The sequence below is a fragment of the Candidatus Lokiarchaeum ossiferum genome (assembly GCA_025839675.1).
GTDB classification, from domain to species: Archaea; Asgardarchaeota; Lokiarchaeia; order Sigyniarchaeales; family Promethearchaeaceae; genus Lokiarchaeum; species Lokiarchaeum ossiferum.
In genome coordinates this window covers 2,374,585-2,398,807 of sequence record CP104013.1, presented here as the reverse complement: position 1 = coordinate 2,398,807, position 24,223 = coordinate 2,374,585, and the positions used below count along the sequence as shown (strand labels likewise).

Sequence of the window (24,223 nt, the reverse complement as noted above, 5' to 3'; positions counted from 1 at the left end):
AGAAAAAATAGTCAGTAGAAATTTGACCAAAATTGTGCAGAAATTACTTCTATAACTATATTTAGCTTGAAGTTGAACTATTGCTATGGGAGAAAAAATCGTTTCCAGTTCACCTACTGAATACAAAACAACGAAGTTTCGGTTTGTGGAATTAATTTTATTTATGTTCATTGGTTTGATGAATCAAGTTATTTGGGTATCATTTTCACCAATTGTTGTAGAATCTAAAGCATTTTATGGTGTTTCAGAGTTTTGGATTGTTTTTCTGGCTGCAAGTTATATGGTTGCCTATATTCCTGTAAATTTTCCAGCATGTTGGATGATTGATAAATATGGGTTGAAATGGGGTGTTGGAGTTGGTGTTATTTTAACCGGCTTATTTGGACTAATCCGTGGAATTTTTGCAGCAAATTTTGTAATTGTTGTTATTTCACAAATTATGTGTGCTATTGGTCAGCCATTTTTGTTGAATTCTTTCACAAAACTTGCATCCACATGGTTTCCTGAAAAAGAGAAGGCCACAGCATCGGGATTAGGAACGATTGCTACCTTAATCGGTGCTATTGTTGCGATGTTGGTGCCTGGGATGCTCGGTGAAGGGTTTGACATTGGAAAGTTATTACTGTGGTACGGGATTATTTCGTTTGTAAGCATGGGTTTATTTTTAATTTTTGCAAAAGAAAAACCAGAATTCGCCCCAAATCCATACGCCGATAAAACAAAAGCATTAGCCACTAAGGGCACAAAAGATTTATTCAAAATTAAGGATTTTAATCTGCTTTTATTGATGTTATTCTTCGGGTTAGGTGCATTTAATGCAATTACCACAAAGATTGATCTTATTTTTGATCCAACGTGGGATTCAGGATTGATTGGTGGGTTTATGATAATTGGAGGAATATTTGGTGCCATTATTTTATCTGGCATTTCAGATGCAAAACACAAAAGAAAAATTTTCATAAATATTGCGATGATGTCTGCGGTTCCTTTATGTATTTTGTTGGCAATAATTAATACATTTTGGATTGTTTGTGCCATAGGATTTATCTTTGGGTTCCTTTTAGTTTCTTGTTTACCTGTTGGTTTAACTTATGCTGCAGAAATTACTTATCCTGCACCAGAAGAAACTTCGAATGGATTATTGATGGTATTAGGTCAGATTGGCGGATTATTACTACTAATTGTTCCAGTTGACTTCTTGATGTATGTTGTCGCAGGATTGTTCTTAATTGGTGGAATTTTAAGCTTTTTAATTGAAGACACTGACGTCCATGAAAAACGCCGATTACAATAGGCACATTTTTCATTTTTGAATTTCTTTTTTCTTTTTCACTTGCTCTTTAGTAGCATTTTTGTTGAATTGATTTTATTTCAAGAGTGGAAAATTTATTTAATTGTTTCTTTTCATATTACATAGAAGAGGTAAGTTAATGGAAGAAAATCCCAATAAAGATACTCGAAATTCTGATCCCAAACCCGCCGATCTTTCTCCAAATCCTGATGAATTTTATTGTCCTCGTTGCCATTCGACGAGTCTACTATCAAATAATCCGTTGTTTTGTCACGTCTGTGGATACGCTTTTCCAGTGGGTCGTAATAAAGAAATTTTAATTGATCATCAAAATTATGCTGTCTTCACTTCTGATACACCCCCAATGTCTTCCACTTCTATTGCTCCCTTAAATAATAATGCGATTGGGCAGTCTCAATCTTCCATTTCACCCACACTAAGATATCCTGCTAGTTATCCTCAAATGTATCCCCAAATGGGATATTCTCCGATTCACAAACAACGAAAGTGGAATGTACTCGCAGGATTTCTGGTTCCTTTGATCACTTATATTGGTATTATCATCCTTACCATTATTCCCGCTGCTTTAACAGTATTTTCTGGCAATGGAATGAACTCAGTTTTCGTGTTTATTGTTGGGAGTTTTTCATTATTTTTCTTGATCGTTCCAATTTGGTGGGTTAATCGCTATTATCCAGGAAAATTAACTCTCCGGCAACGTCTAGATGTGTTAGGATTACCTTTTGATAAATATACCAAGCCTGAATTAGTTCGAGAAATATTACTTGGTATCTTTCTGGGGCTCATAATGGTATTTCTTGCATTAGGATTCCAAATTATCGGTTCTATTATTGTTAAAGCGTTCTATGGGGTAGACGTGATCACTTTTATGGAAGGGATTGAGTTCGATGATTTTGATCTAACAAGTCCGGGTCAATTCTGGGAATTACTGCTTTTTGTTCTTCAAATGGCTCTTTTTGTCGGTTACTCCGAAGAAGTTATGTTTCGAGGATTTGTGCAACGGAGCTTTGAAAGTAAAATGAATAAACCCGCCTCGTTATTACTTACGGCAGTATTTTTTGGATTATTTCATATTTATGTATATATTGTAATGCCTCCGATATTTCTCTTCTTTTTAATAGTTTATCTTGGGATTTCGATTTTTTTGGGTCTGGTGCGAAATTGGCGGAAAGATCTCATTGCAGCAGGTTCAGCCCATATTATCTACAATTGTATACAAACAATAATTATCTATTTCATTTTTCTCTAAATTTTTTTCAATAATTGGATTGGACTTCTATGAATATCCTACAAAAATTTATTGCAAATTCGCTACATACAAATAAGACTATTGGTATTGGAATAAATGATGATCGATTTGCTCAGCAAAATATTCATTCTGCTATAGAAAAAATTGTTAAAAAAACTTCAAGCAAAGTTGTGGTGGTGGGAACTTCAAACACCATTCAAAGTTATCGTAATAATGGATTTATTGAAAATAATCGTGTTAAATGTGTTGCGATACATGATCCGTGTTCTTTTTTAATTGATCACTTATTCATTGATCAAACTTTACCTTCATCTGATCCAGATTTTGTCCAATTTAATGCAATTGTTCGGGGAGGATTAAGTTCTACACCTTTTCTTACAAAATTGCGAGCTTGTTTGCTGGATGAAGAAAGATCCACTTTCGAAGGTGAATCTTCATCTACCCAAATAACAAATGGAAGAACCTATCGCCTTGCTCTACTTGAAACATCCAAGGGACACCAATTTTTTTATGGTGGAGTTGGTATTGATGAAGTGAATTCCTATTTGGACAAGTTTCATATGATTCAACAAGCAATTCTTTTGTTTAAGTCTCTAGGAATTAAACCAAAAATTGGTATATTAAGTGGAGGAAGATTAGGTGACATTGGCAGAGATTCATGGATTGATCAGACAATAGCAGATGCTGAGAAATTATGCTCTCAACTTCAACAGATGTATCCTCTTTACTCCATAAAACATTACCAAGTATTGATTGAACAAGCAATGATGGAGCAAGTAAATTTACTTATTGCTCCAGAAGGGATTGCTGGAAATTTAATTTATCGGACCCTCGTACATTTGGGAAACGGTCGTTCTTATGGTGCTTTATATTTATCTCAATATAATAAATATGAAAAAATCATCATTGATTGTTCCCGAGTTGCCCCAGAATTTGAAGTTGAAGGATCTTTATACTTCGCTTTAGGTTTGTTGCCCAAATAATTAATAAGTTTTCTATATTTATTCTAAATATGGAAAAAAAAGCCCTTAAATATGGATTAAAGCTCTATATCGATGGAAAGCGCATTGCTACCAAACCTTTTATTTTAAATACCCTTGGAAATGTCTGTCATGGATTTTTTACAGAATTAAATGAAGTGACTGAAGATCGTGTTATTTTACTTGAAATATTTTCCAAAGAACCCCAAGGTAAACAAGTTATTATGAAATGTGGAGAATTCCTTGTCGAGATAAAACCATTTGTTCAAGATTTAATTATGAAAACCCTTCTTGGATTCATATCGAGTTTAAATGGATTGCTGGAGTCTTTTCCTCATAGCCCAGTCAAGATAGAATATCAAGTGAAAAACTAGGCGTTCGCAATTTATGAAACGAATTTTACTCAAAGTATGGTATTATGGAACTTTTTTTTCTGGATCTCAGGAACAAAGAGAAAAACGAACAGTAGAAGGAGAACTACTTCGAGGTTTGATCAAATCCAAATATATCACTAATCGACAAGATGCGATTTTTCGAACCGCAGCAAGAACTGACGCGGGTGTGCATGCTCAAGATGCAGCATTCTGTTTTAATACTGCTGAAATTTTTTATGTTAATCGTCTTGAAACCTATTTGCCCCGCGATATGGGTATTACTCAATGGGCTGAGGTTCCTTTGGATTTTCATCCTCGTTTTGAAGCATCTAGCAAAGAATATCGGTATATTTATCCTAAAAATCCTCATACTCCTCTAAATTTTTCCTTGATGGAAGAAGCGATTCATCTCTTGGAAGGAACTCATGATTTTCGATTATTTTCAAAAACAGATGCTTCGAAACCCGAGCAAAATACAATTCTTACTATGGAAAAATCTCAAGTCATAGAATATCCGGAATATTTTGTGTTTGAATTTCGCTGCCGCGCTTTTTTATGGGAACAAATACGACGAACTGTCGCTTTCCTGATCAAGATAGGTCGGGACGATTTATCAAAAGAAGATCTTCTTCATAAATTTGATCCTGTAAGGATCCAAGATCCTATGGAAAAAAGAGAGAAGGCATGCAATCCGGAAGGTTTAACCCTAATTTCCTTGAATTTTTCAAAGGAACTGCAATTTCACACAAATTTGAAAGGTAATAAGCGACAGAAAGAATATTGTGAAAAAAATATACAAAAATTACAGCAAAAAGCATTCAGTTTATTACAACTGGGGTGGCAATGAAGCTAAAGGTCCATTATTGCTATTTTTGCTAACATTGCATTTAACTGAATTTCTTCGGTGGCACCTTGGGACAATCGAAACTCAATTTCAGCCAACATTTTAATAATATCCATTTTGACTTTCTCCGAAACATCAAGATTAAAGACTTCGGAATGGCATTGTTTGACAATGTTCCGGCCAGAAAGACCATATGAATTGAAAAGCTCATCTAATTTTCGCTTTGCTACCATGAATTCTCGGGCTATGGCCGCTTTAAGTAAACTCTGAATTTCGAGAGGGTTAATTTTACCCGTAATGCGATATACAACATCTTCTGTAATTTCATCGCCAATAGTGGAACATGCTTGTAAATAATTTACCGCTCGACGCATATCTCCTCCACACACATAAATTAATGCGTCTACTCCATCTGGTCGAATTTTTAATTTTTCATTCTTGGCCACATGATTAATCCGATCAATTAATTCTTCTTTGCTTAAAGGAGAAAAACGGAACATGCTCGTTCGACTTTGAATGGGAAGGATAATTTTATTTGAATAGTTACAGATTAATATGAATCGACAATTATGGGTAAATTTTTCCATGGTTCGCCTTAAGGCTTGTTGTGCTGCCGCTGTTGTACTATCTGCTTCATCAAGAACTAAAATTTTGAAAGGAACTCCTGTGGGAGGCTGAGTTTTGGCAAAATCTTTGACATCTGTTCGAATCACATCTATTCCTCGAGCATCACTGGCATTAAGTTCCAAATAAGATTGATTTCGTTTCATATTTTTTTGGAACATATCACGGATTAAAGCCAATGCGCACGTGGTTTTTCCAGTTCCCGCTGGACCTGCAAACATTAGATGAGGCATGGCTTTATCATTAACAAAGGCTTTCAAGCGTTTTACTATTTCCGTTTGTCCCACAACATCTGATAAATGACGTGGGCGATATTTTTCCACCCAAGGTTGCTGATCTAAAGACACAAGTAAAATTACTTGAGAGGAATTAAAAAACTATTTATGGCTGGTTTAATAGGTTTTTTGAACTTTAAGAAATTTTAATCTACGATATTGTTAATGACAAAAATACATGATTTAGCTCGCAAATTAGGCCATTTTTTGATAATTTTATCCTTTGAAAAGAATTTCTTAGATGCTATTATTATTTTTTTTTTAAAACAATACTCTTCAAAATCTTTTACACTAAGAAACATGATATTAGTATTCATCCAATCATACTGTAACTCTTTCGTTTGAGGGAGCTTTCCTTGAAATAGAATTTTTAATCGGTTACGAAAGTGAACAATATTATTAAAAGCAATAATCGTAAATTTACTGATACGCAACATTTCCTGGATAACACGATCTGAATTTCTGAGTTCTTGCAATGTTTGAGCCAAAATGCAAAAATCAAACAAATTATTTGAATAATTTGGGATGATTTCTTCAAGATCGCCCTGGATAACTGATAATCCTTTAGAAATGGAGTTTTGAACACCTTTTGGAGATATCTCAATTCCAGTGCCTACAATTTTCTTTTCTCTACGGAGACACTCTAATAAGGTTCCATCCCCACATCCTAAATCTAACACTTTTGAGCTCTCTGGTATAATATCTGCAATACTTCTGTATTCGCTATTCATGTTGCTTTTCTTCCTTTTAGTGAAATCAAATATTCTGCAAAAAATTAATCAGAAAGGGGGCCATTTTCTCATATTCTAAGAGAAATGCATCATGTCCAAATTTTGTGTCAATTTCACAGTAGGAAACATCCTTTCCTGCTTTTTGTAATGCTGAAACAATGGTTTTACTTTGATAAATTGGGTATAACCAGTCCGTTGAAAATCCCATCACTAAAAATTTTGCGTTGGTTTCACTGAATGCTTTAGTAAGACTTCCATAGGTTTTTTCTAAGTCAAAATAATCCACGGCTTTTGTTATGTAAAGATAACTATTCGCATCAAAACGCTTGATAAATTTATTTCCTTGATAGTTCAAATAGGATTCAACCTCAAACTCTGGTGCAAAGGAGTATTGGTATTCATCAGTATTACGAAGCATTCGTCCAAATTTATTTCTCATGGATTCATCAGAAAGATAGGTAATGTGAGCTATCATGCGGGCTAAGGCTAATCCCTGACTCGGAAATGAATCTGTTGAATAATTTCCACGATTCCAAGCAGGATCATTAATTATGGCTCTTCTTCCTACCTCATTAAAAGCAATTCCTTGAGGTGATAATCGAGGTGTGGTTGCAATTGGAATTGCTGCTCTAACCATATCTGGGTAACTTATTGCCCATTGCATTACCTGCATTCCTCCTAATGATCCCCCACATACTGCATGCAAACAAGAAATGTTAAGTGAATCGACTAATCTTTTTTGAGCATTTACCATATCTCGAATTGAAACCAAAGGAAATTCTGTTCCATATCGCCTATTTGTTTCTTTATTGATGGATGTTGGACCTGTACTACCCATGCATCCTCCAAGAATATTGGAACAAATAATAAAATATTTATTTGTGTCAAATATTAAATCCGGCCCTAAAAAATCATGCCACCAGCCTTTCAATTCTTCCTCATCTGCATGTGTTCCTACATGAGAATCCCCAGTAAGTGCATGTGTTATAAGAATGCAATTATCTTTTACTGGATTCAATGTTCCAAAGGTTTCATAGGCTAACCTTACTTCTGTTAGCTCCTTTCCGCAATCCAGTTTTAAAGGATTCATTGGAGTAGCAATAGTTGCATATTGGATATGTTTTGATCTCGTTCCGAGCATTAGTTTTCCTCTTCCTTAAGTTGGTAAAAATTATTATATCGAATTTAATGCTTCGTTGAGATCTTGGATGAGATCATCAATATTTTCAATTCCAACGGATAAACGTAAAAAATCTGGACTAACTCCTGCATTCAATTGTTCTTCAGGTGTCAATTGTTGATGGGTAGTACTCGCTGGATGTATGATTAGTGTTTTAGCATCTCCAATATTTGCTAAATGGGAGATTAATGAGACGTTATTGATTAATTTCTTGCCACTTTCATATCCTCCCTTAACACCGAATCCCATCAATCCACTATATCCTCTGGGAAGATATTTATTAAAGTGAGTGAGTTTTTCCGCTGAATATAGCGAAGGATAATTAACCCATGAGACTTTTGGATGGGATAATAGAAATTTTGCTATTTTCTCTGCATTTTCACAAGTTCGCTCCATTCGTAGTGCAAGGGTTTCTAATCCAACCAAGGTTAACCACGAATTAAATGGGCTTGGTGCACTGCCCAGATCTCGAAGTGATTGCACACGACACTTTGCGATGAATGCTGAATTACCAAAATGTTTATGGAAATTTAATCCATGGTATGATGGATCGGGGTCATTAAAATAGGAATAGTGATTAGATTGACTCCAATCAAAATTACCCGAGTCGACAATAACACCCCCAATGGCATAGCCGTGGCCTGAAATATATTTAGTAGTTGAATGCAAAACAATATCCGCTCCCCATTTTATTGGATTACACAAATAAGGTGATGGAATTGTATTATCAACAATTAAAGGTATTTCATGATTATGTGCAATATTTGCAATTTGTTCCAAATCAGGGACATTTAGTTTGGGATTGCTTAAGGATTCTAAATAAACTGCTTTGGTTTTGCTTGTAATAGCCTTCAAGAAATTTTCTGGTGAATTCGGATCCACAAAAATTGTTTTTATTCCAAAATTAGCCAATGTGTAGTTAAGAAGTGTATATGTACCTCCATAAATTTCTGAACTGGAAACAATTTCATCTCCCTGTTTCAATAAAGTTAGTAGTGCGAGAGTCTCTGCTGCTTGTCCAGAACTTGTAACGAGTGCTCCAATTCCTCCTTCCAATTGCGCAATTCGTTGTTCCAAAACTTCGTTTGTGGGGTTACCAATACGTGTATAAATATTTCCAGGTTCATTTAAGGCAAAGAGGTTTGCAGCATGTTCGTCGTCACGAAATGTGAAGGAAGAAGTTTGATATAAAGGAACCGTCCGAGATCGGGAAGTTGGTTCTACTTCAAAATAACCTCCATGAATCGCCGTAGTTTCAAAATTATACTTTTTATCTGTTTTTTTGTTAGTCATATGAATCACCTGTTAGAGAAAAAAACCTAATTTGGGGTAGAAAATTCATTATTAATTGCATTAGCCGCTTCTTGAACTCTTTTTATTGGCACTATGATAGAAATATTCAATCCATTGCTACATTGGGAGATTGAAATTGCATCTAAATCAATTTCACTTAAAGCACGGAAAATACGACATTTATTGGAAGATTTGTGAATATGTTCCCCAACTACCGCAATAATTCCGATGTCGTCTTTTTTTACATCCATCCATTTAATTGGAAGATCTTTACTCGTGGTTAAGAGATTTAGCGCTCTTTCTCCATCATTTTTATCAACAACAAAGGTTATTGCTATTTCACTACTACTTTGAGCTATAAAATTGATGTTAATGTTATTTTTCCCTAAAATTGAGAATATTTTCCCAACAAATCCTGATTCTTTAACCATTACCGCGGAGGAGAGTGTAATCATGGAAGCAATCTTAATAGAACCAATACCTTTCATATCTGTATTATCCGAAAGTTCTGATATTGTCGAGAAATCTTCTTTTTTTGATGGAGAAGAAAATCGGCGGATTTCTACAGGAATATTTTGATTTTCTATAACAGCTAAGCACTTTGGGTGCAGTACTTTAGCCCCAAAAAATGCTAATTCCTTAGCTTCTGCATAATTTAATTTTTTGACCAGTGTAGGATTATCAACAAATTCTGGGTTGGCTGACAACATGCCATCCACATCTTTCCACAAAATTACCTTGATTTTGTGTTCCTGGTTGCATGCATAAATAGCCCTTGCAATAATAGTTGCTGTAAAATCACTTCCTCCTCTTCCTAAAGTGGTCGTATATCCAATTTTATTTCGTCCAATAAATCCTGTGATACATGCAATCCGATTTGTATTTGCATCGTTTAAGATTGGAAGTAAGTTTTGATTCACTCTGTGAATGGTAAATCGTAAATCTGGGAATGCATTATTGAATTCATCATTAGTAATTATAAGATCTTCTCCCATAAACAGCGAGGTAGGAAAGCCATTCATTTTCAGATATAAATGCAGTAGAAAAGTACTCATTTTTTCCCCAAATGCAACAATATAATCGATAAAATAGGGGATTATTCCAAATTCATTTACTTCATTTAAAACTTTACTTAATTCTGCCAAATAATTCTTTATACCGTTATAAGCTTCTAACTGGTGTTCTAAGTTAGATTTAAAAATCATTTGGATTGTTGAAAGATGCCTTTGTTTTATTGACTCAAGTATTTCTTCCAATTTTCTTGTATTTTTACTGCTTGCATATTCAGTAACTTGAATGAGTTGATCTGTAACTCCATGAAGGGCTGAAGCAACATATATTTTTTTTTCTTGATCATAAAGATTTGTGATTTTAACTATTTGTTGGAATGCTTCTGCATTTTTGAAACACGAGCCTCCAAATTTCATAACTGCGATCTTTTTTGCTTGAATATCTAAATTTACGGTGGTGGATGAATTACTCAACATAGTTTTCCTCAATAGTAAGATCATTATTCCCTTGGATATAAATTCACTGTCATAGAATATTCCTATTAAGAATAATCGATAGATTTTCATTTGTTCCCAATCTCAAAAAAGTCAAAAGGCTGCAATATTCTAACTTTTTACTAATTAATCAAATAATCAAGCGATTTCTTAGGCAAAAAACTATTGTTCCGCATAGTAATTCTGAAATGATGCCTAATTTTTACTGTGAGATTATTTGTTCTAGCGACGCTAAAAATTGGCAATCCTAGAGATTAAATGAGTTTTGACTTTACCTATTTTGTGTTAGATCAAGTTGAAGTTTCAAAAAATACGAAAGAAAAACCTTTGCGAGAATTGCACGGAGCGCGATTATATGGCTATTCTGCAGGAATTTTAGGTCAAATTTTGCCTTTTTCGTTTTGTGGGGCTTTGATTATGATTTATTTTGTATATACAATTGGGTTAAGCCCTATATTAGTGTCTATCGGAACATCTTCAGGTTTCATTATCAATGCGATCGCTTGCCCTCTTACTGGATTAATTGCTGACCGAAAAAAGGTTGATCGTCTGGGCAAACGTCGTTCATTACTTCTGTTAGGGCTACCTGCATATGTTTTTTCCTTCATTCTTCTTTGGTATTCTCCCAAAGCTGACGCTCCTGGATCTAAAGATTTCAATATTGCTATTCAAATGTGGATGTTTTTATTGATCTTTTATTTTTCTTATGCTCTTATTCGGAGCACCTATTTGAGCATGCTTCCAGAACAAAGTCAAACCGTGCATAATCGTGTACAAATCTCAAAAATTCAGGGAATTTTTAGCATTATTGCTTCGGTCGTTGCTTTTCTCCTTCCTATTGTTCTTTTAGGAACTTTAGAAGATCCTACTGCGATATTTCATACTACTCCTGATGGTCAACGCATTTTAAAAATCGTTCCTTGGATGGCCATAGGCTTTGCCTTCCTATCTGGAGTATTAACGATTGTTACATTTTATTCCGTCGATGAAAAATTTCACTTTGAACTTGAAAGTAATACGCAAATTGCTTCAACAGAATATTTGACTATTCAAGAAACTGTCTTACAACTTCTTTCACCTTTTAAAGATTTAGGCTACCGAAGATATTTGTTAAGTTCTTTCTTTTGGAATGTTTCGTTACAAATTATCTTAAAGATCATGTTTTTCATTTTCACCTATGTTTTGGAGTTAGAATCTGAAGATTTCTTTCTTGCTGCTTTATATTTAACCCCTTTTGCTGGAATCGGTTTTATCCTTTGGTCAAAAACCATTAAGAAGCAAGGATTAAAAAAGACTTATTTAATTTCCTCTACTGCCGCAGCTATATTTTTAATACTTGGCTTGTTATTTTTGATACCTATGGTTAAAATTATTCGTTCTGCCATTGCTGTTTTCGTTCTTGGTGGAATAATTGCTAGCATCGTACCCGGTTTTATTTTACCAAATCCAATCATTAGTAATTTTGTTGATAAGCAACAATTATATTTGAAACAAAATGAAAATGAAAATCAATCGGGGGCATATTTTGGAAGTTTTCTTTTTGCCTTAAGTATTGCGTATGCTGTCGGTGATTTCTTCACGGGGCTGATTTTTGAAGGAAATACAGAAAATCCTCAAATTATAGTAGTGTTCCTTCCTCTCGCGAGTTTGATGTTTATTATCGCGGTACTATTCGTGAAGAAAGTGAAGTTTGAATATAGTTCCAATAATACTTCAAATAATTCACTTGTTGACTAAATTTAGAACAATCGCAATTTTCTTTCCGAGTTCAGTTAATTCATTTAACTCTGTTACCAACCCTTTTTTTTGAAGTTGATGTATCGGTTCAATAATCACGGGGATGTGGGTTAAATCCGAAAGTTTTAAAATGTCTGTGTGTCCATCATAGATATATTTTAATACTATTTGCTCCTCTAAAGTCAAATCCTCTATGGATGGTAAATATTCTAAAACCAGCTCTTGGTTTTGGGTATTTAGAGGTATAAATAGATTATCTTTCATCAATTTCAATAGAATGTTAAACGTTTCAACTTCTCCTATCTCGTAGGTCAACATATGTTCAATAACGTCTTTCATTGTGAATAAGTTTCCAAAATATGTTCTGCAAACTGAGAGAATTTTTATAGTATTTGAGTTACTTTTTAATTTTCTCTCGTAGTCTGGCAAGCGAGTAAGTATCAATTTGTAATTATAAATGAAATGGACAAAGAGATACTTTTCCAAAGCTCTCTGAATTGGTTCTTTATCCGGTATTGCTCCATGCCATTTTGAAAGAAATTCTGTATGCGTAGTTTCAAAGGATGTAAGAAAAGTCTTAACGTTAGTTTGCAACGAGGGACTTGGAGATTTTAATAATAATAATGCAATCCGCATAAGACTCCCCTCTACAATTATTATTTTAAATTGGTTGTAAGAAAGTTCTTTCAACTTTGATACTTCATCTGATTCAGTTGCATTTTGTTTAACTCGCCCTCCTAACTCAACGCCAAAGGAAGATATTGCGGAAATAAATCCACTTATTAAATTTTCTTCAATGCGTTTATCAGAAAAGGAATGGGAAAATAAAGTTAATCCATTTTCCTTGCTAATAATAAAAAGATGTTGCAAATTCTCTAAATCATTAAATTTTGTTCTAATATCAACTAGATCTTTAACTCTTTTACGTTTTCTTGGGATATAAACAAATTTATATGAACTTACAATGATTATTGATGTCAAGGAAAGGCTAATTAAAATGGGGATTAGATTATCTAAAATATAATACTCAAAGGGGTCTTCAATTTTGATCTCAATTGGAATTTGATCCATTAATGGGATAAAAATGGAATGACCTAAATAGGAATACTCTAAAGTATAACTTCCCGCTTCTTCAATTGTTAAACTCAATTCCACAATTCCCTCCTCATCAGTAACTCGTGTAAAATTGTCTAAAATAATTGAATTTTGTTTTAAGATAAAAACAACTTGCTGATCTTCCAGTGTTTCATTATTGGGCAATGAAAATAGTTGAATTTTAAAGTTCAAAAATCTTCCTTGGAGCTCAGAAATCGTTGGAGGAGATAGTAATGTTAATTTTGTTAATAACTGAGGAAGAATATCAAATGATGTAAAAATGATTGCTTGTTGCAGTTTAGCTGATCCCAAAAAAATTGCTGTGATATTTAATATTGGACTGTTCATTATTGGAACTTGAATATCTACCGAATATTGCCCGTCTGAATCAAGGGTTATTTCAGAAGTGATCGTATTTTGATCGTACACCATGGAAAATATTATTGGGAAATTTAATTCAAAATCTCCAGAAAACTGAGAATCAAATATTGAGGCAGAAATCAAGATATTTATTGTTTCTCCCATACGCAAATTTGGTTTTTCTGGAGAAATTCTCAGTAATGGTTTCCACTTTTCATTAATTTCAAATGATTCATTTTTTTGGCTTGGATTAATTTTACTTGTACCCAAGAAGCTTACCGATAAGTTGAGCGTGTTTTTTTCAACTTGGGGTATTAGAAAGTTAAGATATGTTTGATTTTGAAGGTTAAAATAAATTTCTTGGAGATCTGAGTGATTGTGGTAGGATATTTGAACGAAAATGGATTTTCCATAGATATTTTCTGTACAAGATGCATTTTCAAAGGCTGCAGAAATGAGAATTTCAGCTTCATACCCTATTTGAAAATAATCAGAAACTATTTCAAATTCAAACTCTAATTGCCACTTTGGAAGAACCCTTGAATAGTTGAATTGAAATTCTGCGAGATCAATTTTTTCTGAACCCGAAAACGAAAGTGAAATATTGAAACCACCTTGAAATTCATCAAGAACTAAAATTTGAACTGAAATATTCCCATTTTCATCAAAATATAGTATTTGGGTGATATGTGTTTGTGAATAATAATAGTTTATTTCAACAGGGAGTTGGAAAAATGATTCAGGACATGATTGATCTAAAAATTTTGCTTCGATATCGTATTCAAAATAATATCCGGGTCGAATTTGCTCGGGATAATGTGATATCGTCAGATTTGTTTCCCATTTTGCAATAATTCCGAATGTTTCAAATTTGGATGCATACGAGATAATCTCAGTTTCTGTAAAATAGACAAAGAAAGTCAAATTATCATAACCTGCGTCTATTTGAGGGATTTCATAAGACGTTAACCCGTGAGAATTCACGAGTAATTGTTGATTGACAATATAAGTTTGAGAATTATTTTCATACCATCCTGAAAGAGTAATAAAATATTCAGAGTAATCTTCTACATTCTCAATTGACAGTGATAGTGATATAATGGGGGAATATCCCACTCGTATTGGGGATATTGAAGAAATTGTCAGATTTACTTCATTTTTTCCTTTAATATGAATATTCTCTATTGAATCTGAAATACCTCTCATAGTAGGACCTCCTTCATAAACGGCTTCTAATGTCAAATTTAAATCTGCGTAATAGGGGTAAAGTGGTTGTGATACTGACGCAATCCCAAATTCATTCGTATATTCGATGATATTAATTAAATAATCTTCACCATTTTTTAAATTAAAAGTCACTTCTTGACTTGGTAAAACTGTTCCATTTATTATTCCTAATACTGCAGTGATAGTCATCGTAGTCCCAATTTGCAACCCTTCATATCCACCAATATTAAGATAGGTCTTGTTTTTAGATAAAATTTTGAAATTAGAAATTGTCTTTGAAGCAAAAGCACAATTTTCTTGACTACCATTAATAATTAGTTCATATGTTCCAGGTTGTAAAGTTGGGGAGAGATTCTGTTCTATTTCATACATTCCCGAGAAAACATTCTCAAAAAATCCACTCATTAAATTTGAATGAGTCGAATTTTGTAAAATCCATGTTAAAATTGCATTGTTCAATAAAATTGGGGAACTCGGGTTGAGTATGTTAGAATAAGTTGCAAACAATTCCAGTAACTCTCCTTCATATACCGAATTAATTGTTGATAATGCTAATTCTGTTGGAATTGGTAGTATATTGCTGGAAATCTCAAGATTTATTGAACTATATCCTTCAGCTGAGATAGATAGGGTTAAGGAATAATTATAATTTCCGATGGCAGGATTTGTTGCGTTTAATCCCGTTGTATCAAAAGTTAATTCATATTTTCCAAGATCTTGATCATTTTGAGAATTTTTATACAAATCGATTGCATAAAATGACCTGTCAGATCCATTATATGTTCCTGAAATTAACCCATTTTCCAAAGGATAATTCCAAGTGTCATATAAATATAGGACTATTGAAGTATGACTTGTATCATTCAAATATGGAATATTATTGGAATCCAATAGAGCATGGGTGGCGTTTAAATTAAAACCTCCTGAAATAACATCAATTAACATCTCGGATCCTGTAATATTGATTAATGAAAGAAGAGATTGGCTATCATAAAATGGTTTTTCGATAATAATTGATACATTGTAGGCTCCATCTGGCACATAGCGAGTTTGAAACTCGAGTGAATAATTTCCGTAAGATCCATCTGTTTGATTCTCTATAACCCCAGTCACCAAGTATTGGTAAGGTGACCATTCCAATCCCCAATTATTACTCGTATTCAAACAATAAAGAGTAACATACGGCTCGATACCGGATAAGGTATTCCCAAAATAATTAGTAAAATTAAAGTAGAACGTTCCCTTGTCTGATGGGCTCAGAACATCTGGGCTTCTAAGTAAATTTGCCTTGGTTTGACCCCATATTTCAAAATCATAGGTAAGAAATCCCACTCTTGAAAATTGTTGATTTTCCGTCGTTGAATCATTCCAGTATGCAACTATTTTATATTCGCCTGGTAACAAATTCGGAACACTCCAATCCAACGAAAGATTGCCTACAATGCTTGAATTAAATTTTGGAAAAGAAGAGATTATTATATCGCTTGCATTCCTGATTTCAGTTCTATAATTTCCCGTCAAATCTGATGGAAAAATTTGATTGATTTTAATTTTGGTTTCATTTCCGAAATACACTTTTGGCAGTATAATTGAACCCGTTGAAGATTTCAATTTTAAATCCTCAATATAATTCTGCGATAGAAATTTCAATATCCATGTTCCATTAATATAAAAATCCTCCAATTTCGTTGCATTAACAATTGTTACATTCTGATGTGTACCACTACTTAGGGTACCATTCGTATGAACTGCCGTTGCATAATTTGGGGTTGTATTGGAAGGGTCATAATAGTCTCGAAAGTCCCAATCAATAGAATCTTTTCCTAAGGAATCTAAGGCTGGGAGATCAATAATCGTGAAGTTGTAATAAGATATCTTAAAATTTTCATAATTATTCAAGGAAAAATGCGTGAAGGTATCTGAATTATTATAAGATACATTCCATTTGATTTCATTTCCATTGGTTAAATCATTAACATCAATAAAAAAATCTGCCTGTGCTAAATTTTCTTGAAAATTATTCACTGACAAGGAACTAATAAAATTTAATTGTGAATTTGCATAGTCGGGATTGTTAATAAGAAAGCTTGCATTTATGTAATTGTTATGGACAGATTCTAAAAAATCAAAGGAAGATTCTACAACTTGTTCATATCCTGTACCGTTGAATATTTGAAGTTGAGCTTTTGAAAAATTGGTGGATCTATAAATAGGACATAGTGAAATATCATCAAAATATACAAAAAGGGTATCTTTTTCTAGAGTTGTATTATTATTTGCCCCTACTAAACCAAGTGAAAAGCGATACTCTTGCTGATTTAGAAAAGATCGTGAATGGGATGACAAATTCACATTTATCCGCTGAGTCCCTATTAATGAAGAAAAATAGTCTGATACATAACCTATTCGATGAAAATCAACAGATGTTGAATTAGAAAAAGAGTAGAATAATTGCCAGTCATCTACAAAATTAATATATTTATCCATATCAATTTCACAAGTAAAAGATAATTCCCCTGTTTTATATTGGTCTTCTTCAATTGCCTTGATCTCAAGCGCAGCAAAATTGACTCGAACTTCATCATTAGTTTCATCAATATTTTCTAACCAAATTCCAAAATCAATAGTGTGAAACTCTTTTGATGAATCAATCATCTCTGTAATATCAAAAGTCCGGGTGATAGTATCATGATCAAGTACACCACTTACTACGGAATTTTCAATGGTGATTTCAGTTGCATTATCTAAATAGGTATTCCCGTCCACATCAATCCTACCATCCACATATTGATCATCAATACGAATGATTATTGATAAGTTATCCTCGGCTTCAAGGTCTATACTTTCTAAGTTCCAAGAAACAGTTAATTCAAAACGATTTGCTTTAAAAGACAGTGAATTAGGATTAGTAAAATTAGTTTGCCACCCTACGGATGGATTTCCTAGGGAAAGTTCATTACTTCCTGCCTTAATATAAGTAGATAAATATTCTGACGATGGGTCATATTCTGCTTCATAAATAGATGTTCCATTAGTTCCCCCATAAGGAAAATTAAGTAAGGGTTGCCAGAAAGGATTGACTGAAAAATCATTTTGAAGCAGTGTCTGATTAGAATTCTCTCTAATCAACTCACTTTCATAGATTTGAAGATCATTTTCTGGATTGGTAACTGTCTGGGACCAAGAAGCATAATCTCCATCAAAATATGAAGAGTATTTATTACTTCTTCCATTAAGTTTAAGATTTCCCGTTGTGGAGTCTCCAATAAAATATAAAGTATTAGGATCTACGAAGGGTATATTAGTATCAAAATCCCAAAATTCTCCCGAACCGGTAATATTCTGATTTTGTATTACTTCCCATGATTTGTATAGATCCGAAATATTCATTCTCGCATTTTCAAAGTCCCAGCCAGAAGGAATTTCGAGGGTGAGATTTTCGGAATCAATATCTAAGGACGTTTGCGGCGCTATACTAAAAATTGACTCGCTGACGTTAAAAAGGGAAACATTATTGGATGTGTATGACAATAACGATGCAGAGGGTTCGATTGTATCTTGGTTGGGTAATTCATTGACTATATGTATTTGCGGTGAATCGTCTGAGTCGTCATGCTGCGAAATCAAAGGTAAATTTGTGTATTTCGATAGAAAAAGACTGCAGATTATTATCAAAACACTCATTTTTATAAATTTTTGCCCTCTAAATCCAAATTTATAATAAATTAATCCCAAATTCATTAGAAATGACCTTTGCTTGCTGTTATAAATATATCTGAAATTACAATTTTAAATGATTTGATTATTAAAAATTACTATTGTCAAAAGATCTTGATTTTTGTATAAAGAAATGTCATTTAAACTAAGATAACTTGTATAGAATCTGGAAATTTTTTGTGAGTTTTGATATCTATGATCCGTATTTAATTCCAAGCAACTTATCCTATTGCTTTTAATGATGTAATCGCTGGATTATCATTGGATTTTAAATGATCATGTATTTTTTGAGTGCTCGAGATCTGTTTTACAAATTCAATAAATCATAAGACTGTCTATCTTTGATTAGTTTGATGGAAAAATTGTTCATAGTACTACTTTGGGGAAATATAAAAATGACGTGTGAATTTTGTAACCGAAATGGAACAACAATATATACAAATCTCTTAGGAGAACAATTTAATGTATGTGATCATTGTGAATTGGATCTTATTGCGGCAGATTTAACAGAGCAATTTCATGAATTGAAGCAAAAAATAATTGATAAGGATTTGTGTCTTACGCATCCCGCGTTTAAACATATTTTGAAGATTCACGTTTGAAATATGGAAAAAACCGAAAAAAAAGGAATCTAAACTGTAATTGTATCTTCAATTTCAATTGAACGCTTCATAATCAAATAGGTGCGTTTGATTTGTTTCAAATACTGGCCAATGGTCATTCGAGCTGGAGATTTTCTTCGTTTTATTTTGTAATATGGGCTCCTACCTACGATAACTGCTCTGACAATGGGTTGGAATAATTTAGCTAACCATCTGGTGGGTTTAGCTTTTTTAGCCACTTCCTTGTAATAGTCATTAAGAGTTTGACGTTGAAAATGTAATAATTCTTGTGATTTCTGAGTATCCATAAATCCACAATGAAATTCTTCATTGGAGAAGGCATTTGCAGGGAATCGATCATATCCTAAACCAAACAGATCCAGCATTTTTATTAAATATTCTCCAAATGTTGTACGACATGCTTGTCCTCCTGCAATATTTAATATCTCACCCCAAATATCTTCCGATTCAACAGCATTGGCTAAAGCAAGCCCTACATCTTTGGTATCGGCTATCTCAATACACGTTTCAAGAGGCATTTCGAACATCAAGGGATCTAAGTCCAATTTATCCATAGAAGTAATATAAGTTAATCGAAAGATGCACCAGCTTAAGCCTGAATGGCGTACAAGCCGTTCGGCTTTCAATTTTTGCTGTCCATAGAGATCATGTTTGCTTGGTTTTAGTGGATCTTCGGTTTTTATTAAGGGATTTTGTCTTCTATCGCCATACACTGAAATTGAAGAAGTGTAAACTATTTTGGGGGGGATTGGTTGTTGAGCCATCGCTTGTAAAATGTTTTTAGTTCCCCCTACATTTACTGCTTCGGCTAATTCGGGAAATTTATCGGCTAATGGAGGAATTATTGCACCTACATGAAGAATTATATCTACATCACGCACCGCTTTTTCAACTTGGGTAAATTCTCTTAGATCTCCCCATATCATATCAATTTGATCTCCATAGTGATGAGCCAATTTTCGATTTTTGGGTGTATCCAATTCAAATACAGACACATAATATCCCCGAGAAAGGAGTTCGTCCAAAGTACTTAAACCAACATTTCCAAACGCACCTGTAAGTAAAATTTTCATATGAGTCACCATTTTTGTAGGGTAGGTAGATTTAACAAATCTATATATTATTCTACATATCATTTCTTCTATTTATATCTACTGATTTAGAATAATTTCCTCGTATGGATTAATCTATATAAAGAGTGAAAAAAACACCTATAAATCTATAGGTAGAATTTACTTTTTTTTTAAAATGCTCAAAAAATCTTTTTCTTTTTGTTGATGGATCAATTGCATTTCAATTTTCTTTTTCTTCCATTCTGGTCCATCTAATGGATAAAATTTCATTGCTAACGCACTAATGAGCATAATTATCCCTGGAATCAAGAAAAATCCGAGTAAAATTCCGTCTTTTACATCTGGACCTTGCACTGCGGATTCAGGATTAAATCCATAGATTCCGAATATTTTTAAATATAACCAGTTCCCAATCGATATGGCTGGTTTAATAAATAATGCATTTACTCCCGCATAGGTGGTCTCTCTTCTTTTGCCGGTTTGAGTTTCATCAAAATCAATAATATCGGCCATGATAACTCCTTCAGTCACCATTCGTCCACCGATCCCAAACCCAATCAGTGCCATCATAATTACTCCGGGTATGAAATAGGATCCTACAAAATATGCAATGAAAAACATCACTCCAGAAAATAGGAGACAACCGATATATATTTTTTTTAACCCCCATTTTTCAACTTTCGTGCTAATGAATCCCGCAGCTATAAAAATGGTGATAAAAACCGCGATTACCGGATAAAATGATTGATCTCCTCCCAATTCTAAAACGAAATCCACATAGTAAAAAATTGCGCTCGTTAAGATTGTGTAAGCTATCTGGAAAAAGAAAAAATTCACTTCATTAATTAAAAAAGGCTTGTTTTTCAAACACCATTTTATAGATTCAAAGAACCCGAGAGTTTCTTCTTGTTGGGCATATTGATTTTCTTTCAAAAAGAAACTGGAAACAAACATTATTAAGGTACTTGCTAGTCCAATAATGATAATAGTTGGATAGAATGATGGTGGTAAGTCTCGCCCTTCTGTGAATAGTATCATTGGGACTACCATTGAGATTAAAACGCCTATGGCGCCTAAAATTGTGGTATATGCGCTTATACTCGCACGTGACTTGGCAGTCATCGCCATTTCGGCAGGCAACGAATAATTAACAAGTCCAACTAACGTGAATATCGTGTCAAATAAAAATAGAACTAAAATAAAATTAATAAACAATGCTGTCTCACTTCTTCCAAAGAGAGGGATCCAGCTAAGAATAAATAATGCTCCAAAAAACAATGATCCGTATCGAATATAGGGAATTCTTCTTCCCAACTTGCTTTGTGTTTTTTCTTGCATGATCCCTAGTATAGGATCATTTAAAGCATTCCAAAATCCAAAAATGATCCATGCAATTCCAATAAGACCGCCATCAAGGAGCAATTTAACATTGTAGAAATATGTAATAGAGCCGAAAACCATTCCTTCCATGACCGAAGATGAAGCTCCAGATAGACCAAAGGCAATCTTTGTTTTAATGGACACCTTATCATCAATAAGCAATAAATTACTTGTTTCTTGAACACCCATGAAATAAACTATGGTTTAAACAAATAAAAAAATAGCATTTTTGAATTTAATCATAAATGTTCAGTTAGTAGAAATGCTTATTTTGATCATTGAAAGTTTTATTTAGTTTACAATTCCTAATTTATCTAGGAGAAATAAAACAAATGACTATTCAAACCTCTGAGAAGGAAAATAATATAATCAGTAATGAGGTTCAGAATCTAAAAAAAAATGCTGATAAGGAAATCATTTTAGATTTCATGAGGCAGATATCAACTCTAACTAATCGGAATATTATGATTCAAAAAAGTTTAGAATTCTTTTTTACCCTAACTTCTCCTAAAAAAATCAAATACTACGATATAATAGATAAAAGTCAAATCACCTGCTATATGTTTGAAGATTTCGAGTTTTCACATTCTAAATCAGTTCTTCCTCGCAATTTACCTTCTTCCAAACAACTTTTTCTTTGGGATACAACACAAACAATGGTAATCCTACAGATCAAATTGAATTATGAATGTATTGGATATCTTTTATTAGCTGATTTCCAGCAACCACAATATGCTGATCAATATATCCATCTTCTATTGCAAATTTCGAAATATTGGGGTTATTTCTTTAATGATGTTAGTCTCAATCAACTGATGAAAACAATGCGGCAAATTTTTTCTGATTTTAAATTATAACAATTAAAAAACAACAGATTCATTATCCTTTCCATTTTTTCTTGTTTTCGGGTCTTGTTCAACTTGCCAATATATTTGAAAATTTGTTCCTTGGCCGAATTTGCTTTCTACATGAATAAAAGCATTATTTTGCTTTACAATTCCATATACTGTTGCTAATCCAATTCCGGTTCCTTTTCCCTCCTCTTTAGTCGTGAAAAAGGGTTCGAAAATTCGGTCAAGGGTAGCTGTAGTCATACCTATGCCTGTATCTTGGACATTCATTACATAATATTTTCCTGGAGGGATGAAAGATATTTTGGTTTCAATTGCGTGATCGAGAGTAATTATGGTAGTAGATATAAGGATTTGTCGCTTTTCTCGATGTGAATTTGCCTCCACTATTGCATCTCGTGCATTGACAGCAAGATTCATAATTATCTGATCGAATTGGATCCGATCCGTCCTGATAAGTCCTATTCTTGGATCTAAATCCAAAACAAGTTTTATTTCATTAGGAATGAGCCACTTTAGCATTTTTTGTATATCTTCTATACCTCTATTCAAGTTCATTAATTCTGCTTTAATAGGCTTTTTTCGACTAAAAGTAAGTAACCGATTAGTTAAATCTTTCCCTCGCTTTACTGCCTCATTTAGGTCATTAATCGCATCTATTTTTTGATTTTGTTGTTCTAAGATGGATGTCGCGAGATCTGCGTTCATTTCTATAGACATCAGAATATTATTAAAATCATGGGCAATGCCTCCCGTGAGTTGTCCAATGGCTTCCATCTTCTGACGCTGGAGAAGTTGGGATTCCAGCCTTCTTTTTTTTTCATGTTCCAACTCAAGTGCACGCACAGCTTGAATTCTTTTTGAGATATCACGTAATAATACTATTGCATGATGTTGATCATAAGGAACCATTCGTGCTTCAAAAAATTGGTCTTCCTTTGTTTTATTTAACTGAAATTCGACTGTTACTAGGTGGTTTGTTCTTTTAACTTCTTTCAAACCCTGTAATATCTGGAAAATTGATTCTTTGGGTAAAATCTCTGAAATTCGTTTGTTTAAATTGTCTGCATTTTCTAATTGATATTTTGAATAATCTTCTGCATAAGAATCGCAAATTTTGCCCTCATAATCCACTTTTAAATATAGATCTGGAAAGGCTTGAAAGATTCCCTTCAATTTTGATGAAAAAGCTCCAAATAATTCCATTTGGGCTGTTTCAAATTGAATTTTATCCGAAATATCTCGAATAACAGAAAGTATCAATGGAGGGTCATAATTATTAATTAATTTGGCATGAATTTCTACAGGAATGCTTTTATTCCCCTTTGGTATTAGATTCCCTTCATACCGTAAATATTTGGTCTCAAGTAATTCTTTCACAAACCATTCAGTATTGATTTTGAATTTTTCATCTAATTCTTGGGGTTTTTTGCAGAGTAATTCGTCTCGAGAATATTCCAGCAAGTTACAAGCGGCTTCATTTACCTCGGAAAAAAAGGATGGTAAACCATCATTATCAATCTGGAAAACTACAATCGGATCTTCAATTGTTTCAAAGAATTGATGGTACTTACTATCATTTTTTTCAGTATTATTTTGCATGGTTTATCTATAAAAAATAGTATGCTATTTTGAAAAATAAACTTAACATGTACAATGAAAAAGCATGATTTCATACGTGATCTAATCTAGTCCCTTCGATTTTCATTCATCAAACTGATGAAAATTTGCATAATGTAAAAAATACCATATGAAATTTCCCAATAATTCAAATATTGTAACAATTTTGGAAT

At 33.3% G+C, this 24,223-nt stretch carries 17 protein-coding genes; 8 read left to right on the top strand and 9 right to left on the bottom strand.

Annotated elements, in window-relative coordinates; all coding sequences use genetic code 11:
* Window positions 1-85: 85 nt before the first annotated feature.
* The 5 genes from NEF87_RS09890 (at window position 86) to truA (ending at window position 4,762) form a co-directional block, all read left to right on the top strand.
* The gene (locus tag NEF87_RS09890; protein ID WP_371806308.1) at window positions 86-1,294 is read left to right on the top strand and encodes an MFS transporter; all 1,209 of its coding nucleotides are present in this window, start codon (window positions 86-88) and stop codon (window positions 1,292-1,294) included.
* Between the two features lie 136 nt (window positions 1,295-1,430).
* Window positions 1,431-2,561, top strand: coding sequence for a CPBP family glutamic-type intramembrane protease (locus tag NEF87_RS09885; RefSeq protein WP_457919672.1), 1,131 nt, complete (start codon window positions 1,431-1,433; stop codon window positions 2,559-2,561).
* 29 nt (window positions 2,562-2,590) lie between these two features.
* Entirely contained in the window at window positions 2,591-3,544 is a 954-nt protein-coding gene (locus tag NEF87_RS09880) for a hypothetical protein (protein ID WP_457919671.1), read from the top strand.
* Between the two features lie 29 nt (window positions 3,545-3,573).
* Window positions 3,574-3,915, top strand: a complete 342-nt coding sequence (locus NEF87_RS09875) for a hypothetical protein (protein ID WP_457919670.1) — start codon at window positions 3,574-3,576, stop codon at window positions 3,913-3,915.
* Between the two features lie 13 nt (window positions 3,916-3,928).
* Window positions 3,929-4,762 carry a tRNA pseudouridine(38-40) synthase TruA gene (gene truA, locus NEF87_RS09870; protein ID WP_371806304.1) on the top strand — a complete coding sequence of 278 codons (834 nt, stop codon included), beginning with the start codon at window positions 3,929-3,931 and terminating at the stop codon, window positions 4,760-4,762.
* Between the two features lie 2 nt (window positions 4,763-4,764).
* Here the strand turns inward: truA and NEF87_RS09865 are convergent, their stop codons facing one another.
* The 5 genes from NEF87_RS09865 to NEF87_RS09845 form a co-directional block, all read right to left on the bottom strand.
* A complete protein-coding gene (locus NEF87_RS09865) occupies window positions 4,765-5,730 on the bottom strand; it encodes a replication factor C small subunit (RefSeq protein WP_371806303.1) in 966 nt (321 codons plus the stop codon).
* A gap of 74 nt (window positions 5,731-5,804) precedes the next feature.
* Window positions 5,805-6,389, bottom strand: a complete 585-nt coding sequence (metW, locus tag NEF87_RS09860; protein ID WP_457919669.1) for a methionine biosynthesis protein MetW — start codon at window positions 6,387-6,389, stop codon at window positions 5,805-5,807.
* A 25-nt stretch (window positions 6,390-6,414) separates the two neighbouring features.
* Entirely contained in the window at window positions 6,415-7,530 is a 1,116-nt protein-coding gene (gene metX / locus NEF87_RS09855) for a homoserine O-acetyltransferase MetX (protein WP_457919668.1), read from the bottom strand.
* 33 nt (window positions 7,531-7,563) lie between these two features.
* Complete coding sequence (locus NEF87_RS09850; protein ID WP_457919667.1) at window positions 7,564-8,862, bottom strand: O-acetylhomoserine aminocarboxypropyltransferase/cysteine synthase family protein; 1,299 nt, start codon at window positions 8,860-8,862, stop codon at window positions 7,564-7,566.
* 26 nt (window positions 8,863-8,888) lie between these two features.
* The gene (locus tag NEF87_RS09845; protein ID WP_457919666.1) at window positions 8,889-10,439 is read right to left on the bottom strand and encodes an aspartate kinase; all 1,551 of its coding nucleotides are present in this window, start codon (window positions 10,437-10,439) and stop codon (window positions 8,889-8,891) included.
* 186 nt (window positions 10,440-10,625) lie between these two features.
* Between NEF87_RS09845 and NEF87_RS09840 the strand changes: the two genes are divergently transcribed.
* Window positions 10,626-12,104 (top strand): MFS transporter, encoded by a 1,479-nt coding sequence (locus NEF87_RS09840; RefSeq protein ID WP_457919665.1) that lies wholly within the window; start codon window positions 10,626-10,628, stop codon window positions 12,102-12,104.
* Here NEF87_RS09840 and NEF87_RS09835 read toward each other — a convergent pair.
* Entirely contained in the window at window positions 12,090-18,470 is a 6,381-nt protein-coding gene (locus tag NEF87_RS09835; protein WP_457919664.1) for a hypothetical protein, read from the bottom strand. The genes NEF87_RS09840 and NEF87_RS09835 overlap by 15 nt on opposite strands.
* 428 nt (window positions 18,471-18,898) lie before the next feature.
* Here NEF87_RS09835 and NEF87_RS09830 point away from each other — a divergent pair, with 428 nt between their 5' ends.
* Window positions 18,899-19,105 (top strand): hypothetical protein, encoded by a 207-nt coding sequence (locus NEF87_RS09830; RefSeq protein WP_371806296.1) that lies wholly within the window; start codon window positions 18,899-18,901, stop codon window positions 19,103-19,105.
* Between the two features lie 29 nt (window positions 19,106-19,134).
* Here the strand turns inward: NEF87_RS09830 and NEF87_RS09825 are convergent, their stop codons facing one another.
* Complete coding sequence (locus NEF87_RS09825) at window positions 19,135-20,199, bottom strand: NAD-dependent epimerase/dehydratase family protein (protein WP_457919663.1); 1,065 nt, start codon at window positions 20,197-20,199, stop codon at window positions 19,135-19,137.
* A gap of 159 nt (window positions 20,200-20,358) precedes the next feature.
* A complete protein-coding gene (locus tag NEF87_RS09820) occupies window positions 20,359-21,768 on the bottom strand; it encodes an MFS transporter (RefSeq protein ID WP_457919662.1) in 1,410 nt (469 codons plus the stop codon).
* A 143-nt stretch (window positions 21,769-21,911) separates the two neighbouring features.
* Here NEF87_RS09820 and NEF87_RS09815 point away from each other — a divergent pair, with 143 nt between their 5' ends.
* Window positions 21,912-22,436: a hypothetical protein gene (locus NEF87_RS09815; protein ID WP_457919661.1), complete on the top strand. Its 525-nt coding sequence runs from the start codon at window positions 21,912-21,914 to the stop codon at window positions 22,434-22,436.
* A gap of 3 nt (window positions 22,437-22,439) precedes the next feature.
* Here the strand turns inward: NEF87_RS09815 and NEF87_RS09810 are convergent, their stop codons facing one another.
* Entirely contained in the window at window positions 22,440-24,032 is a 1,593-nt protein-coding gene (locus NEF87_RS09810) for an ATP-binding protein (protein ID WP_457919660.1), read from the bottom strand.
* Window positions 24,033-24,223 lie beyond the last annotated feature (191 nt).

Bases quoted from the DNA above. Each gene is read 5' to 3' on its own strand.
- NEF87_RS09885 (WP_457919672.1), top strand. From the start codon at position 1,431: ATGGAAGAAAATCCCAATAAAGATACTCGAAATTCTGATCCCAAACCC.
- NEF87_RS09830 (WP_371806296.1), top strand. From the start codon at position 18,899: ATGACGTGTGAATTTTGTAACCGAAATGGAACAACAATATATACAAAT.
- NEF87_RS09880 (WP_457919671.1), top strand. From the start codon at position 2,591: ATGAATATCCTACAAAAATTTATTGCAAATTCGCTACATACAAATAAG.
- NEF87_RS09825 (WP_457919663.1), bottom strand. From the start codon at position 20,199: ATGAAAATTTTACTTACAGGTGCGTTTGGAAATGTTGGTTTAAGTACT.
- NEF87_RS09810 (WP_457919660.1), bottom strand. From the start codon at position 24,032: ATGCAAAATAATACTGAAAAAAATGATAGTAAGTACCATCAATTCTTT.
- NEF87_RS09850 (WP_457919667.1), bottom strand. From the start codon at position 8,862: ATGACTAACAAAAAAACAGATAAAAAGTATAATTTTGAAACTACGGCG.
- NEF87_RS09845 (WP_457919666.1), bottom strand. From the start codon at position 10,439: ATGAAAATCTATCGATTATTCTTAATAGGAATATTCTATGACAGTGAA.
- NEF87_RS09815 (WP_457919661.1), top strand. From the start codon at position 21,912: ATGACTATTCAAACCTCTGAGAAGGAAAATAATATAATCAGTAATGAG.
- NEF87_RS09835 (WP_457919664.1), bottom strand. From the start codon at position 18,470: ATGAGTGTTTTGATAATAATCTGCAGTCTTTTTCTATCGAAATACACA.
- metX (WP_457919668.1), bottom strand. From the start codon at position 7,530: ATGCTCGGAACGAGATCAAAACATATCCAATATGCAACTATTGCTACT.
- metW (WP_457919669.1), bottom strand. From the start codon at position 6,389: ATGAATAGCGAATACAGAAGTATTGCAGATATTATACCAGAGAGCTCA.
- NEF87_RS09820 (WP_457919662.1), bottom strand. From the start codon at position 21,768: ATGGGTGTTCAAGAAACAAGTAATTTATTGCTTATTGATGATAAGGTG.
- truA (WP_371806304.1), top strand. From the start codon at position 3,929: ATGAAACGAATTTTACTCAAAGTATGGTATTATGGAACTTTTTTTTCT.
- NEF87_RS09875 (WP_457919670.1), top strand. From the start codon at position 3,574: ATGGAAAAAAAAGCCCTTAAATATGGATTAAAGCTCTATATCGATGGA.
- NEF87_RS09890 (WP_371806308.1), top strand. From the start codon at position 86: ATGGGAGAAAAAATCGTTTCCAGTTCACCTACTGAATACAAAACAACG.
- NEF87_RS09840 (WP_457919665.1), top strand. From the start codon at position 10,626: ATGAGTTTTGACTTTACCTATTTTGTGTTAGATCAAGTTGAAGTTTCA.